This is a genomic window from Pseudoalteromonas sp. NEC-BIFX-2020_015 (assembly GCF_012952265.1).
Taxonomy (GTDB): domain Bacteria; phylum Pseudomonadota; class Gammaproteobacteria; order Enterobacterales; family Alteromonadaceae; genus Pseudoalteromonas; species Pseudoalteromonas neustonica.
Genome location: NZ_JABCJL010000037.1, coordinates 1 through 14998, shown reverse-complemented (window position 1 = coordinate 14998; position 14998 = coordinate 1). Strand labels below are relative to the sequence as shown.

The 14998-nt window shown below is 42.3% G+C and carries 10 protein-coding genes; 9 read left to right on the top strand and 1 reads right to left on the bottom strand.

The features are described from left to right. The first annotated feature begins 190 nt into the window (after positions 1-190). The 6 genes from HH219_RS19725 (at position 191) to HH219_RS19700 (ending at position 12364) form a co-directional block, all read left to right on the top strand. A complete protein-coding gene (locus HH219_RS19725; RefSeq protein WP_169328411.1) occupies positions 191-3004 on the top strand; it encodes a TonB-dependent receptor in 2814 nt (937 codons plus the stop codon). A gap of 98 nt (positions 3005-3102) precedes the next feature. Then, positions 3103-4602: a tryptophan halogenase family protein gene (locus HH219_RS19720; protein ID WP_169328410.1), complete on the top strand. Its 1500-nt coding sequence runs from the start codon at positions 3103-3105 to the stop codon at positions 4600-4602. 1 nt (position 4603) lies between these two features. Beyond that, complete coding sequence (locus tag HH219_RS19715) at positions 4604-6448, top strand: glycoside hydrolase family 13 protein (protein WP_169328409.1); 1845 nt, start codon at positions 4604-4606, stop codon at positions 6446-6448. Between the two features lie 100 nt (positions 6449-6548). Next, positions 6549-8441, top strand: coding sequence for an alpha-amylase family protein (locus tag HH219_RS19710; protein WP_169328408.1), 1893 nt, complete (start codon positions 6549-6551; stop codon positions 8439-8441). After that, positions 8431-9918, top strand: a complete 1488-nt coding sequence (locus tag HH219_RS19705; RefSeq protein WP_169328407.1) for an MFS transporter — start codon at positions 8431-8433, stop codon at positions 9916-9918. Before HH219_RS19710 ends, HH219_RS19705 begins: the two co-directional genes overlap by 11 nt. Positions 9919-9955: 37 nt before the next feature. After that, entirely contained in the window at positions 9956-12364 is a 2409-nt protein-coding gene (locus HH219_RS19700; protein ID WP_169328406.1) for a glycoside hydrolase family 15 protein, read from the top strand. Positions 12365-12488: 124 nt separating this feature from the next. On the opposite strand, the gene HH219_RS19695 is transcribed toward HH219_RS19700, so the two are convergent. Then, positions 12489-12953, bottom strand: coding sequence for a phage integrase N-terminal SAM-like domain-containing protein (locus HH219_RS19695; RefSeq protein ID WP_249118568.1), 465 nt, complete (start codon positions 12951-12953; stop codon positions 12489-12491). Between the two features lie 303 nt (positions 12954-13256). On the opposite strand from HH219_RS19695, the gene HH219_RS19690 reads away from it, so the two are divergent. The 3 genes from HH219_RS19690 to HH219_RS22145 form a co-directional block, all read left to right on the top strand. Next, a complete protein-coding gene (locus HH219_RS19690; protein WP_169328405.1) occupies positions 13257-14090 on the top strand; it encodes a tyrosine-type recombinase/integrase in 834 nt (277 codons plus the stop codon). Further along, complete coding sequence (locus HH219_RS22150; RefSeq protein ID WP_249118567.1) at positions 14087-14461, top strand: transposase zinc-binding domain-containing protein; 375 nt, start codon at positions 14087-14089, stop codon at positions 14459-14461. Before HH219_RS19690 ends, HH219_RS22150 begins: the two co-directional genes overlap by 4 nt. A 38-nt stretch (positions 14462-14499) precedes the next feature. Then, positions 14500-14998: transposase (locus HH219_RS22145; RefSeq protein ID WP_249118566.1), on the top strand; the 499-nt coding region annotated here is incomplete at its 3' end.

The following is a 14998-nucleotide window of genomic DNA, read 5'->3' as shown; positions in this document are numbered from 1 at the left end:
ATTGTTGTGAAATTTTTGTTAAAAGTGATGGTTTTGTTCTACTGTGAATACGTATGCATAAAGTTGTTAATAAAATAAAGCGGGCGTTAATATTCATCCTGACAACAAAATCAGCCAGCGAATAACGGTGCTTCTATCACAAGCCTGTTATTACGCTGGTAATAAATAATATGGGTAACGGGAAAACATCATGTCTATGTTCAAACCAAGTATATTAACAATTGCACTTGCGACCGCAGGTATTAGCAGTTTCGCTTCACACGCACAAGATGAGCAGCAAGCAGCAAAGAATGACGTTGAAGTCATCGAAGTGAAAGGTTTTCGTGGCAGCGTTGTTGAATCAATCAATACAAAGCGTTTTTCATCAGAAGTGGTTGAATCTATTTCTGCAGAAGATATTGGTAAATTACCTGATTCATCAATCGCAGAGTCAATTGCACGCCTGCCGGGCCTGACTGCACAGCGCCTAGACGGACGTGCAAGCCGTGTGAGTGTGCGTGGTTTTAGCGAAAATGAAAGTGCAACAACGTTTAATGGCCGTGAGCAAGTGTCTATTGGTGACAACCGTGGCGTTGAGTTTGACCTTTACCCATCAGAAATAATGAGCGGTGTAACCGTCTATAAAACACCGAGCGCAAGTTTAGACGCTGAAGGTATTGCCGGTGTTATCGATATGCAAACGGTAAAGCCTTTAAGTAAAGGCGAGCGTGTGATCATGTTCAATGGTCAATTAGAGCAAACGGGTTTTGAAAAGCTAAACCCTGACGGCGATGACCAAGGTTTCCGCGGTACGGTTTCGTACATAGACCAATTTGCAGATGACACTATCGGTGTTGCATTTGCATACAATAAAATGAGTTCACCTAATCAAGAAAAACGTTGGAACTCTTGGGGTTACCCTGATTACAGTATTTCTGAAAATAAACTTAAAGACGACACAACTGTTGGCCCATATAACCCTATTTTAGGTGGCGCAAAGCCGTTTGTACGTTCGTCCACTCTTGAGCGCGATTCAGCTATGTTGGTAATTGAAGCTGCGCCCACTGATCGCTTGAATATGACATTTGATGCACTTTATGTTGATTTTTCAGATGAAAAAATACTTCGCGGTATTGAAGTACCCTTTGGTTGGGGACAAGGTAAAATACGCTCTGGTTCAGAAGTTGTTGATACAAATTCCGACTTTATCACCAGTGCTGTAACCCAAGGCCAACGTGTTGTTGTACGTAATGACTATGAAGAACGTAATGCAGAACTAACTCAATTTGGTTTTAATACAAAATATGATATCGATGATTCATGGTCTGTAGAATTTGATGCCAGTCGCTCAGAAGTAGAACGCCAAATTTGGAGTATCGAAAGCTATTCTGGTACTGGTCGAGGTGATGCAAATGGCATAGCTGATAACATTGGATACGTATTTGATGGCGGTAACACAGGCGCGCAATTTTCACATGAACTAGATTACAGCGATTATGATTTAATTCAATTAGGTGGCCCATTATCATGGGGTGGAAGTGCCGCACTTAATGACAAATATGGATTAAAAGACACGCCATACCAAAATACAGCACAAGATGGCTTTATTAATGCACCAGAAATTAATGACGAATTAAGTACATTAAAACTTGCTGCCAGCAAAGCACTTGAAAGTGAATATTTTAGCAACGTAAGCTTTGGTATTTCATATCGTGACCGCGAAAAGAGCAAAGTGTCAGAAGGTTACTTCATGACATTAAAAGGCTTCTCGCTGTCAAACCCGGGTATGTTGTCTATTCCTGAACAATACCGCCAAGGTACAGCAAGCCTTGATTTTATCGGTATGGGCAATATGGTCGCCTATGACACTAACGGTCTAGTGAACGATGGCTACTATGATTTATTACAAGAGAGCTTAACGGACCAAAAACACAAAACACAATCGTGGGCAGTACAAGAAGAAGTTATTGCGGTATTTGCACAACTGGATATCAATGCAGAGTTAGGCTCAATTCCTGTAACAGGTAATATTGGTGCGCGTTATGTGCAAACTGATCAATCATCACAAGGGTCTGCTGCAAACACGATTGATGGCTTAGTTGTTGTTTCGCCAACGGATGTAAGTCATGACTATAGCCATTTTTTACCAAGTATTAATTTAGCGTTTAGGATTGACGAAGACCAAACCATTCGTTTTGGTGCTGCAAAAACTATTTCACGTGCTCGCTTAGATGAAATGAATGCATCTATTAGTGCGTCTTATAGTGAACAACAAAATAATGATGGAAACAACTGGAATATTTCAGGCGGTAACCCTTTACTAGAACCAAAAGAAGCAACAGGGTTTGATTTAAGTTACGAAAATTACTTTAATGCAGAAGGTTACTTTGCCGCAGCTTTCTTCTACAAAGATATTACGCAATGGATATTCGATGGTAATTACGAAGTTGATATGACCGGAGTTGCTGATCCAGCAACAGGTGAAATACCTGTTAATTCAACAGGCTCTGGATCAGGAAAAATAAACGGTGGTGAAGGTAATTTATGGGGTTATGAACTATCTCTTGCATTGCCATTTAATATATTTCACCCTTCGCTTGACGGCTTTGGTTTAATTGCCAGCCATACCGCAGTAGAGCAAGATATTACTGATCAAAAGGGTAATGAATATGAATTACCAGGCTTATCAGATCAAATTGACAGCCTAACGGCTTATTATGAGCGTAATGGCTTCCAAGCGCGTACTAGCATGCGTAAACGCAGTGATTTTAAAGGCGATGTTTACGGCCTAGGCTTTGCAACTACACAGGTTGATATTAAAGGCGAAACCATTTTTGATGCGCAAATTGGTTATGACTTTACTGAAGCAGGCATAGAAAGCTTAGACGGGCTAAGCGTGACTTTCCAAGTGCAAAATATTACTGAAGAACCCTTTGTGTCATTACAAGGTAGTAGTGATTTACAAGTACGTGATTACCAAGATTACGGTCGTACGTTCTTACTTGGCTTTAGTTACAAGCTATAACATTCTTTAGCGTTTAAAAGCCCTTGTAATTTGTTTTACAAGGGCTTTTTTATATCGCTGAGCTACACTGAAAAAAGATCATAACGGTGGAAAAGAGAATGCAACAGCAAAAAATAAAACAGGTCATTATTGCCGGTGGTGGTAGCGCAGGGTGGATCACAGCGTCGTTATTGAATAAAGTGCTTGGTAAAGTGATAGAGATCACACTGATTGAGTCGGATCAAATAGGCACTGTTGGTGTAGGCGAGGCCAGCATTCCGCCCATTCAGCATCTTAATGGCGCACTGGGAATTCGAGAAAGTGAGTTTATTAAAGCAACCCAAGCAACGATTAAGCTTGGTATTGAATTTGAAAACTGGCGCGAACAAAATCATAAATACATGCACGCCTTTGGTGATATTGGCAAAGACTTTCCGTTTTGTGAGTTTTACAACTTTTGGCTAAAAGCCAAGCAACAAGGCAACGCGACTGACTTTTGGGATTTTTCGCTTAACTACCAAGCTGCAAAGCAGCATAAGTTTACCCACTTACAACACATTCCTAATACTCAACTTACCGGCTTAAATTACGCCTATCATTTTGATGCCACACTGTACGGTGAGTTTTTAAAAGAGCTGGCCATATCACGGGGCGTTAAACGTATTGAAGGCAAAATTGCTCATGTTAAGCAATGTACTGAGAGCGGCTTTGTAACAGCACTTGAGCTTTCAGGCGGACAAATAATAAACGGTGACTTATTTATAGATTGCACTGGCTTAAGTGCATTACTAATTGAAAAGACCCTCAACACAGGCTTTGAAGACTGGTCACATTGGCTACCTTGCGATAGTGCTATAGCGGTGCAGACTAAAAGCACAGCCGATCCCGTGCCTTACACTCGCTCTATCGCCCGTGATGCGGGTTGGCAATGGCAAATACCACTACAGCACCGTGTTGGTAATGGCTTAGTGTATTCAAGTCGTCACTTAACTGATGAACAAGCCAAGCAACAACTGCTTGATAACATTGCTGGTGAACCAATCACAGAGCCTCGCGTTATTCGCTTTAAAACAGGGCGCAGGCGCAAACAGTGGCATAAAAATGTGGTAGCCATTGGCTTATCAAGTGGCTTTTTAGAGCCATTAGAATCGACTAGTATTCATTTGATCCAAACCGCTGTTATTCGTTTAATTAAACTCTTTGCGCATAACAACATTGAGCAATCATTGGTTGATACGTTTAACCAGCAAAGCCAAACCGAAATCGAACGTATCCGCGATTTTATTATTTTGCATTATAAACTTACTGATCGTACCGACAGTGCATTTTGGCGTCAGTGTAAGCAAATGAGCATTCCCAAATCACTGCAAACCAAAATTGATTTATTTAAAGACACAGGCAAAATTATACGCCAAGACGATGAGCTATTTGCAGAGGTTGCGTGGCAGCAAGTAATGATAGGCCAAGGGCTTAAAGCGCAAGACTATAACCCATTAGCCGATGCGCTCAATGATGAACAACTAGCAGAGTTATTTACAAATCTAAAAACGCTGATCAGCACCACGGTAAAGCAATTACCAACGCATAATGAGTTTTTAGCGAGGATAAAAAGTAATTAATATGAAATCACTCATTCAGATTTTTTTAGTAAGCGCACTTTTAACTACGTGCATAAACGTTAATGCAATGACGGCATCACCACAAAGCTGGTGGGTTGGTATGCAAACTAATTCATTGCAAATTATGCTTCATAAACAAAACGTTGCTAAGCATCAATGGCAATTAATGCCATACTCTGGCGTAAATTTACACAACATAATAAAAACAGATAACCCAAATTACGCCTTTTTAAACCTTGAAATAAGCCCAAGTGCAAAGCCGGGTACGTTAGTGTTTAATAGTGCTGCGGGCGGGCGTTTTGAATATTCATTAAATGCGCGCAAAGCCAATAGCAGTAAACGACGTGGTTTTGATAGTAGCGACACACTTTATTTAATTAATCCCGACCGTTTTGCCAATGGCGACAGCACTAACGACAGCGCAAAAGGCATGTTAGAGGCTGCAAACCCAATTGAGCGAGGCGGGCGTCATGGTGGTGATATACAAGGGGTAATTGATGCGTTGCCATACTTACAAAAACTGGGTGTAACTCAACTTTGGCTAACGCCGCCGCTTGAGAACAACATGCCAAGTTATTCGTATCATGGCTATGCTATTACTGATTTTTACAAAATAGACCCGCGTATGGGTTCCAATGCACTTTATAGGGAACTGGCAGCGAAAGCCAAGCAACACGGCATCGGCTTGGTAATGGATTTAGTGCTTAATCACTTTGGCTCTGAGCACGTATGGATGAAAGACAAACCCACCGCTGATTGGATCAATTTTAATGGCGATTTTGCAAATGGAAAACATGCAACCAGCCATGCAAGACAAACCATTCAAGATCCCCACGCCAGCGACTTTGATAAACGCCAGTTTAGTGATGGCTGGTTTGTTGCCACCATGCCTGATCTAAACCAACGCCAGCCATTATTGGCAAACTACCTTATTCAAAATGCCATTTGGTGGATTGAGTACGCTGATTTAAGCGGTATTCGAGTAGATACCTACTCATACTCTGACAAAGCCTTTTTAGCTAACTGGACCAAAGCAATCATGACCGAGTATCCACAGTTTAATATTGTGGGTGAAGAATGGACGTCAAACCCCGCGATTGCTTCATACTGGCAAGCAGGCAAAGTAAATAATGATGGTTATACGTCAAGCTTACCCAGTGTGATGGACTTTTCATTGCAAGAATCACTTATTCAAGCACTTAATGAAGATGAAAGCTGGAACACCGGCTGGGTTAAAGTGTATCAATCGATTGCCAATGACTTTTTATACCCAAATCCAGATAATTTATTAGTGTTTGCTGATAACCACGATATGAGCCGTGTATATACCCAGCTTAAGCAAGATCTTGCTAAAACTAAAATGGCGATGACTCTGCTGCTTACTACTCGCGGCATTGCACAAATGTATTACGGCACCGAAGTACTGCTTGATAACACAGGCAGTAACGATCACGGCGATATTCGCATTGATTTTCCCGGTGGTTTTAAAGGCCAAAAAAGTAACGCCTTTACAGGGCAAGGCTTAACAATTGATCAACGTGATATGCTGCAAACGATTAGCACCTTACTTAATTTTAGAAAACAAAGCGCTGCACTGAGCCAAGGTAAACTCACTCATTTTAGCCCAAAGGATGGGGTGTATAGTTACGCACGCACAAGCGAGAAACAAACCGTGCTGGTGTTTTTAAACAAACATGCTGAGATGAAAAGTTGGCCACTTCATTACATGGAAGAAGTGCTTGGTAGTCAAATACATGCAACTGAGTTATTTACTCAACAAACAGTAAATTTAAATAAAGCAGTCACCTTACCCGCAATGAGTGCAGTGGTGTTAGTGATTGAATAGTGTGAATACGTATGCAGCCGCTGTTAGTCAGTGGCGGTTCACATTAGTATTAAAAATATAACAAAAATGACATGTAAATGTCTGAGTAAGTAATAAAATTATGACAACACAAAAAATCACCATTAGCACGCTCAAATATGGCCCATTAATATTAGCCAGTGGCTTACTTTTAAGTGGCTGCTCTGAAGAACCCGCACCGAAGGCTAAAGCGCAAAAAGTACACGAACACGTCACCGAACACTCTAAACCTGTTGTGTATCAAGTATTCACGCGTTTATTTGGTAATACGCAAACGGCTAACGTACCGTGGGGAACGAAAGAGCAAAACGGTGTAGGTACATTCAGTGATTTTAATGATGCGGCTTTAAGTGGCATAAAAGAACTGGGTACTACCCATATTTGGTATACGGGCGTGCTTCATCATGCGCTGGTGGGTGATTACAGCCAATACGGCATTAGTCAAGATGATCCTGATGTTGTAAAAGGCCGTGCAGGTTCACCTTATGCGATTAAAGACTATTACGACGTTAACCCAGATTTAGCCATCAATCCAGAACGTCGCCTTGAAGAATTTTCAGCGCTCATTACACGCACTCACCAACATGGCATGAAAGTAGTGATTGATATTGTGCCAAACCATGTTGCGCGCCACTATAAGTCAACCGCAAAACCTATGGGCGTTAAAGATTTTGGTGAGCAAGATGACACCAGCGTAGAATATGCGCGCGACAATAACTTTTATTATGTCACTGGGCAGTCTTTTCAAGTGCCAACCAGCGAGAACTATCAAGTGCTTGGTGGTAATGCCCACCCACAGGCTGATAATTTATTTGACGAAACTCCCGCAAAGTGGACGGGTAACGGTGCACGAGCTGCCAAGCCAGATATAAACGATTGGTACGAAACCGTAAAAGTAAATTACGGTGTAAAACCCGATGGCAGTTATGACTTTCCTAGCTTACCAGCTGACTACGCAAACAAAGACTTAAGGGCGCACTTTGAGTTTTGGCAAGATAAAGAGCTGCCAAACAGCTGGTATAAATTTCGTGATATCGCGCTGTATTGGCTTGATAAAGGCGTAGATGGTTTTCGTTATGATATGGCCGAAATGGTGCCCGTTGAGTTTTGGAGCTTTTTAAACTCCTCTATTAAAATGCATAATCCAGAAGCCTTTTTATTGGCCGAAGTATACAACCCAGCACTATACCGCCCGTATATCCAGCAAGGGAAAATGGATTACCTTTATGACAAAGTGGGATTTTACGACACCCTAAAAGCGGTTATGCAAGGCAAGCGACCGGCGAGCAGTATCTTTTTACCACAGTCCGAGGTTGCCGATATTGAACAGCACATGCTGCACTTTTTAGAAAACCACGACGAACAACGCATAGCCAGCTCTGACTTTGCAGGTAATGCAGCAAAAGGTAAGCCCGCGCTGGTGGTATCTCACCTTATTAGCCGCGCGCCAACACTGTTGTACTTTGCTCAAGATGTAGGCGAAGACGGCTCAGAATACGCAGGCTTTGGTAAACCCTCTCGCACCAGCATTTTTGATTACATTGGCGTACCTGCGCACCAAGCATGGATGAACAACGGCAAATTTGACGGCGGAGCACTCACGCCTGAACAAAGTCAGTTACGGAACTACTACAAAGCGATTATGGCGTTGAGTAAACACCCAGCAGTTGTTGCTGGCGACATGCAACCCCTTATCGTGACTGGCAGCGAGCACGTTGCCGCGTTTAGCCGCAGTATTGGTAATCAACAACTTTGGGTCGTGAGTAATTTTTCGAGTGCACAAAAAATAGTCACCATTGAAATACCAATGACCACCTTAGTTGATGACAAGCGTGGCGAGTTTAAGTTATTGGATTTACTAGAAGCAAACCAAAAAGCTGCCATGACTATCAACGAAGAACACGCACAGATAAGTTTAACGTTAGATGCGCTTAGCAGTGCAGTTCTCACCACTGGAGCACACAATGAAAGATAACAAACCCGATTTAAGCTTTTGGCAAATATGGAATATGTGCTTTGGCTTTTTAGGTATTCAATTTGGTTTTGCGCTGCAAAACGGTAACGTAAGCCGCATATTTCAAACATTGGGTGCAAACGTTGATGACATTCCTATTTTATGGGTGGCAGCGCCGCTAACGGGTTTAATTGTACAGCCAATTATTGGCTATTGGAGTGATAAAACCTGGGGAAAATTAGGCCGCCGCCGTCCGTTCTTTTTATATGGTGCAATTTTAACGACCTTATCGCTCTTCATTATGCCAAACTCGCCAACGCTTTGGATTGCAGCAGGCATGCTGTGGATCATGGATGCGTCAATCAATGTCACAATGGAACCTTTTCGCGCTTTAGTAGGCGATAACCTACCAAAAAAACAACGTGCAACAGGTTATGCCATGCAAAGCTTTTTTATTGGTGTTGGCGCTGTTGTGGCATCGGCATTACCGTGGATGATGACCAATTGGTTTGATATTGCTAACACCGCGCCTGCGGGGCAAATTCCTGACTCTGTAAAGTATTCGTTTTATTTTGGTGGCGTGGTTTTATTGGTCGCCGTGGGCTGGACTATTTTAACTACCAAAGAATATTCACCACAACAACTTGCACAGTTTAACGAACAAGACCGCGATGCTGAGCAAGTCGACATTACTAACACCGTTAACTTTAGCAAAGGCGGCACAATTTTTACCGCACTGGGCATGAGTGTACTTGCCCTTGTAATGGGGCTGGGGCTTGAAAAAGAGCTGTATTTACTCGCCGGTGGTTTAGTGTGCTTTGGGATTATTCAATTTATTGCCGGTACGTTAAAAGCCAAACAGCATACTGCGGGTGGTTTTTATCAAGTAGTCAACGATGTATTCACGATGCCAGAGGCGATGAAACAATTGGCGTGGGTGCAATTTTTTAGCTGGTTTGCGCTGTTTGCAATGTGGATTTACACCACCTCAGCGGTCACTAGCTTTCATTATGGTAGCAGTGATACCAGCTCTGTGGCTTATAACAATGGCGCTGACTGGGTAGGCATTTTATTTGCCGCGTACAATGGGTTTGCCGCACTGGCTGCATTATGTATACCGGTCATCGTAAAGCGCATTGGTTTAAAACTCGCTCACGCAATTAACTTAATTTTAGGCGCTTTGGGCTTAGTCAGCTTTATTGTAATTAAAGATCCTACCTTACTTATTTGGCCAATGATCGGCATTGGTTTCGCTTGGGCGTCTATTCTATCGCTGCCGTATGCCATGTTAAGTACGTCAGTACCGAGTCATAAAATGGGCGTGTATATGGGCATATTTAACTTTTTTATTGTGATCCCCCAATTACTGGCAGCCAGCATATTAGGCCTAATTTTACGTCACTTTTTTGAAAACCAACCTATTTACGCACTAGTATTGGGCGCGGTGTCGTTTGTACTGGCAGCGGTTGCTGTTATGCGTGTTAAACACGCGCAGTAACGCTTATAGCTAACAGATAAGATTTAAGGGTTTAAAAATGAAAAAATACAACATGATCACCACAAGTTTACTCATGCTTGGCTTAACGGCGTGTAGCTCAGAGCAAGCCTTAACAGACACCCCCAAAGTAACGGAGCAACTAAGCGCACCCGGTGCCCCAGGCGTTGAACCATTTTGGGCATTCGCAGGTAAAACAGGTATTGGTACTTCGTTTGAGCAATATCAAAATGGCGCTTATAGCGACAGCGCAGCGACGGGTAAAGTATCAAAAGTATGGTTTTCGATAGCAAAAGGAGTGATCACCGAAACTATGTTTGGGCTAATTCACCAAGCACAAATTAAAGACATGCAGTTTGTTATTGTTGGTAAAGATTTTACCGTAACTGAAACGGATGATCTTGACGTAACAATTGACTACTTATATAAAGATGAGCACGGCCGCCCGTTATCATTGGCTTACAAAGTAACAAGCACAGATAAACAAGGCCGCTTCAGCCTTGAAAAACACATATTTACCGATCCAGACGGGCAAACTTTATTTGTGCGCAGTATTTTTAATACTCAGCTTAAAGGCGTAAAAGCCTATGTAACGGTAAATCCATACATAGATAATAATGGCCTGGATGATTTTGCAAAAACCACAGAGCAAGGGCTAGTTGCATGGCAGGGCGATAGTTACTTGTCATTACAAGGCGCTAAACCATTTAAACAGACCAGCGTAGGTTTTACAGGCAAAAGTGATGGTTTAAATGCGCTAAAAACGACTCAACAGCTTCCAAGCGTTTATCAAAATACCGGTGAGCAATCAGGTAATGTGAGTTTACTTGCCGAGCTGGGTGAGATTGGCAACAACAGCCAATTTGATCTAACCCTGAGTTTTGGCAACAACGAGCAAGCGAGCTTTAAGCAAGGCCAAGCAAGTTTAGCGCGTGGCTATCAACACGTACTTGATAACTACAACGGAAAAGGCGACGCATTAGGCTGGCAAGATTATCTACAAAGCTTAGCACCGCTCAATACCATGAGCGAGCAAACTACTGATAACGGCAAGCTACTTTACACCAGTGCCATGGTGTTAAAAGCGCAAGAAGATAAAACGCACGCTGGTGCGCTTATTGCTTCGTTATCAAATCCATGGGGCGAAACAGTCTCAGCCAAAACAGGTTCAACCGGTTATAAAGCTGTATGGGTGAGGGATTTTTATCAAGTTGCTATGGCGTTTATGGCACTTGGCGACACTGCTACAGCTAAAACTGCATTCGAATACCTTGAAAAAGTACAAGTAAATAATAAAACACCGGGCAACAAGGGCGATACAGGCTGGTTTCTACAAAAAACACACGTCGACGGCGAGCTTGAATGGGTGGGCGTACAGCTAGATCAAACCGCTATGCCAATTATGCTCGCGTGGAAATTGCACCAAGCAGATGTGTTAACAGATGCAGAGCTAACTGGTTGGTACGGGCGCATGTTAAAACCTGCTGCTGACTTTTTGGTAGACGGTGGGCGCGCCAAAATTTTGTGGAACGACATGCAAATAACACCGCCAGCTACTCAGCAAGAGCGCTGGGAAGAGCAAGCGGGCTATTCACCATCAACCACAGCCGCCGTTGTAGCAGGCCTTATTACTGCGGCTGATATTGCAACACTTGCAGGTGATGATCAAAATGCTAAACGCTATCTTGAAACCGCTAAAAAATATAATAGCGGCATAGAAAGCATGATGTTTACCACCGCCGGTAATTTAGAATCAATCAACTCAGACGGTGAGTATTTTATTCGAATAGGCCAAGACAAAGACGCCAATTCAAACACTAGAATTAATGCTAATAATGGTCGCGAAGGCTTTAACAAAAAACAAATTTTAGACGGCGGTTTTTTAGAGTTAGTACGCTACGGTGTGCGTGATGCACTTGCTCCCAGCATTGTAAAAACCTTGCCAGAGTATGATGATGAAACGTTAACGGACAACCTACAAGTTAAGTACAGCTATCAGTTTAGCGATGGCAGCGGCTCATTCCCAGGTTTTCGCCGTTATGGTAACGACGGCTACGGGGAGGACGAAGTAACTGGCGCAAACTACGCCGAAGGCGGGCAAAATACCCCCGGCCAACGTGGTCGTGTTTGGCCGTTTTTCACTGGTGAGCGAGGCCATTACGAAATTGCCGCCGCAAATGCCACGCAATCGTTAAACACAGACAAGCAATACGCCATTAAAAACACTTATGTGAAAGGGTTAGAGCAGTTTGCCAACGAAGGTATGATGCTGCCAGAGCAAGTATGGGATGGCGTAGGCAATAACAAAGCGGGCTATCAATTAGGCGAGGGCACCAACTCCGCCACTCCGCTTGCATGGACACACGCAGAATACGTTAAGTTAGTACGCTCATTAAGCGACAAGCAAGTATGGGATCACTACCCAGTGGTTGAACAAGCGTTGAAGTAAGTTGGTTTAATCAGTAATACTAAAAGCCACGGTTAACAGCCGTGGTTTTTTATGGAAATTTAAAGTATCAATGCTGCATTAAGCCATGTAGCAGCAATTTTATATCGCGTATAGCACAAAATATTTAAGCCTCAGCTATGATAATCTCGAAAACGGGCTCACTACGCCATTGGCACCTTGTTGCAAAACATGGGTATAGTAAACTTGCTATCAAATAATGTCGTTTATTTATATGTTTAAAAAATAGCGATACCTCAGCTTGTGTAAGTACGACAGGAAGTTTCTGCTGACGGCTACTCTTAATGAAATTTAAATCTAATGAAAGCTCATTCCTAATAATATGTTTATATAAAAAAGCAAGTGCATTTAAAGCGGTTGCTTGTGTTTTCGCTGCCACTTTCTTAGTGACTGTTAGGTGATTTAAAAATATTTCTACTTCATTATTCCCCATACTGGCTGGATGACGCTTATTATGGAAATGGATATAGGCACTCGTCCAAAATACATAAGTTTCAATAGATTTTTTAGCATAGTGATGGCTATACATATAGTTGATAATACTATTAAGAAAAGGGGATTTAGTTTTCATTTTAAATGCCATTAACTGTGTTTATATACAGTATTGGCGTTTTTCCTACTAAGTCAAGAAATGAGGACCTTTTCCTCTTTTCTGTATTTTAATAAAAGAATAGCCTGACTTAAAGTTTAAAGCTGGCAATGTGTTACAGGATTTGTTATTAATATGAAAAACAATTAAGGGGATATGCATTGCTCATAAAAAGAGGAAATTGTCCTCTGATAAAGCTGTTGAACTAAGCCGCTACGCGGAGATCCTATTCTGACCATTTGAGCCACACTTACCTTGGGGTTATCCCATATTTGGAGGTAAGTCATGAATACACTCATTGAACAAGTCAAAACTGAAATAGCCTACCGTGGTTATTCACAAAGTACCTGTAAAAGTTACTGCGAGCATTTACTTAAACTCAGCCATTATTTTAATAAACCACTCGATTTAATTACTGATGATGAGCTGAATATCTTTTTTAAAGATCCCGCCATTCGCAAGCTCTCCAGAGCGAGTCAAAAAATACAAATAAACAGCATTTGGTTTTTGTTTAAGAATATTTTACACCGCCCACTGAACTTAGACATAGCCTTGCCTAAAGCAAAACCTCGGGCACCTACTTATTTATCGCGTGATGATATTCGACGACTTATAGAAAGTTGCACGGATATGCGCTTAAAAACATTGATAGTGGTGTGTTATGGATGTGGTTTGCGTATTGGCGAACTGCTGCGCATCAAAGTGCAAGACATCGATGGACAGCGTAAAACCATTTTAATTGAACATGGTAAAGGAGATAAGTCACGCTATGTTGTTGTATCAGATAGCGTGCTAAATCAATTACGTTGTTATTGGAAAATGTATCACCCAACGGGTTGGATGTTTTACTCGCGATTGTTAATGGATAAACCTATGTCAGCATCGACCTTCAGGAAGCCATTGAGAAAACACGCACAAGCGTGTGGTTTAAAGCACTGTAATCCACATGTATTACGCCATGCTTATGCAACACATCAACTTGAGTTAGGGATGCCGCTTCATCAACTTCAACACCAGCTTGGTCACAGTGACATTAGAACCACGCAAAGTTACTTACACTGGTTACCTGAATTAGGGCATGGCGGCATTGATTTGCTTGCGGGTTGGAGTAAACAATGAGCGCTTTGCACCTCGCTGATATTTTAAACTCAAATCTTGAGAATTATCGGCAACATCATACGATGAGCTATCAACAACTGCGTGTCTGTCAGCACCTGCAATCATGCAGAACAGGTCAGCTCGGTTACCAAGCATGGCAATGTGATAGCTGTGGTGAGTCGCAAAAGATTGGGTGTAGTTGTCGAGACCGCCATTGTCCACGTTGCCAAGGCATGGCCACGGCTAAATGGGTGCAAAAACAGCAGGAAGATTTATTACCGTGTCGGTATTTCCACCTTGTTTTTACGCTCCCGCATGAGTTGAATATCATTGCTCACTACAACCCAAGTGCGTTGTCCAATGTTTATTTAAAGCCGCATGGCAAACGCTGAGCAAATTTGCGAAACGAAAGAGGCATGGTCAGTTAGGTATGACAAGCGTACTGCATACATGGGGGCAGAACTTAAGCCAGCATATTCACCTGCATTGCTTGATACCCGCAGGTGCGCTTGATAAAGCGCACTGGCATGAAATAGAAAAAGGTTATTTATACCCCGTTAAAGCATTATCAACAGTGTTTAGAGGGAAAATGCTGGCGGCGCTCAATGAATGTGATAGTTCATTCGCGAAGATAAACACGCCAACAAAATGGTGTGTTTATAGCAAAGCTTGTTTAACGTACAGTGAAAAGTTAGTCAGTTACCTTGCGCGTTATACCCGAAAAGGCGTGATGTCAGAATCGCGATTAGTGTCAGCGACTGAAGAAACAGTGAGCTTTAAATACCGCGATTATAAAGATAATAACCGCGATAAAGTCATGACACTGAGTTGTGATGAATTTTTACGGCGCTACTTACAACATGTACTGCCGAAAGGGTTTATGCGCATTCGCCACTATGGCTTTTTAGCTAATGCGTGTCGCAAGCGAA

Excerpts from the sequence above, each read along its gene's own strand:
- HH219_RS19725 (WP_169328411.1), top strand. The coding sequence starts at position 191 with ATGTCTATGTTCAAACCAAGTATATTAACAATTGCACTTGCGACCGCA.
- HH219_RS19720 (WP_169328410.1), top strand. The coding sequence starts at position 3,103 with ATGCAACAGCAAAAAATAAAACAGGTCATTATTGCCGGTGGTGGTAGC.
- HH219_RS19715 (WP_169328409.1), top strand. The coding sequence starts at position 4,604 with ATGAAATCACTCATTCAGATTTTTTTAGTAAGCGCACTTTTAACTACG.
- HH219_RS19710 (WP_169328408.1), top strand. The coding sequence starts at position 6,549 with ATGACAACACAAAAAATCACCATTAGCACGCTCAAATATGGCCCATTA.
- HH219_RS19705 (WP_169328407.1), top strand. The coding sequence starts at position 8,431 with ATGAAAGATAACAAACCCGATTTAAGCTTTTGGCAAATATGGAATATG.
- HH219_RS19700 (WP_169328406.1), top strand. The coding sequence starts at position 9,956 with ATGAAAAAATACAACATGATCACCACAAGTTTACTCATGCTTGGCTTA.
- HH219_RS19695 (WP_249118568.1), bottom strand. The coding sequence starts at position 12,953 with ATGAAAACTAAATCCCCTTTTCTTAATAGTATTATCAACTATATGTAT.
- HH219_RS19690 (WP_169328405.1), top strand. The coding sequence starts at position 13,257 with ATGAATACACTCATTGAACAAGTCAAAACTGAAATAGCCTACCGTGGT.
- HH219_RS22150 (WP_249118567.1), top strand. The coding sequence starts at position 14,087 with ATGAGCGCTTTGCACCTCGCTGATATTTTAAACTCAAATCTTGAGAAT.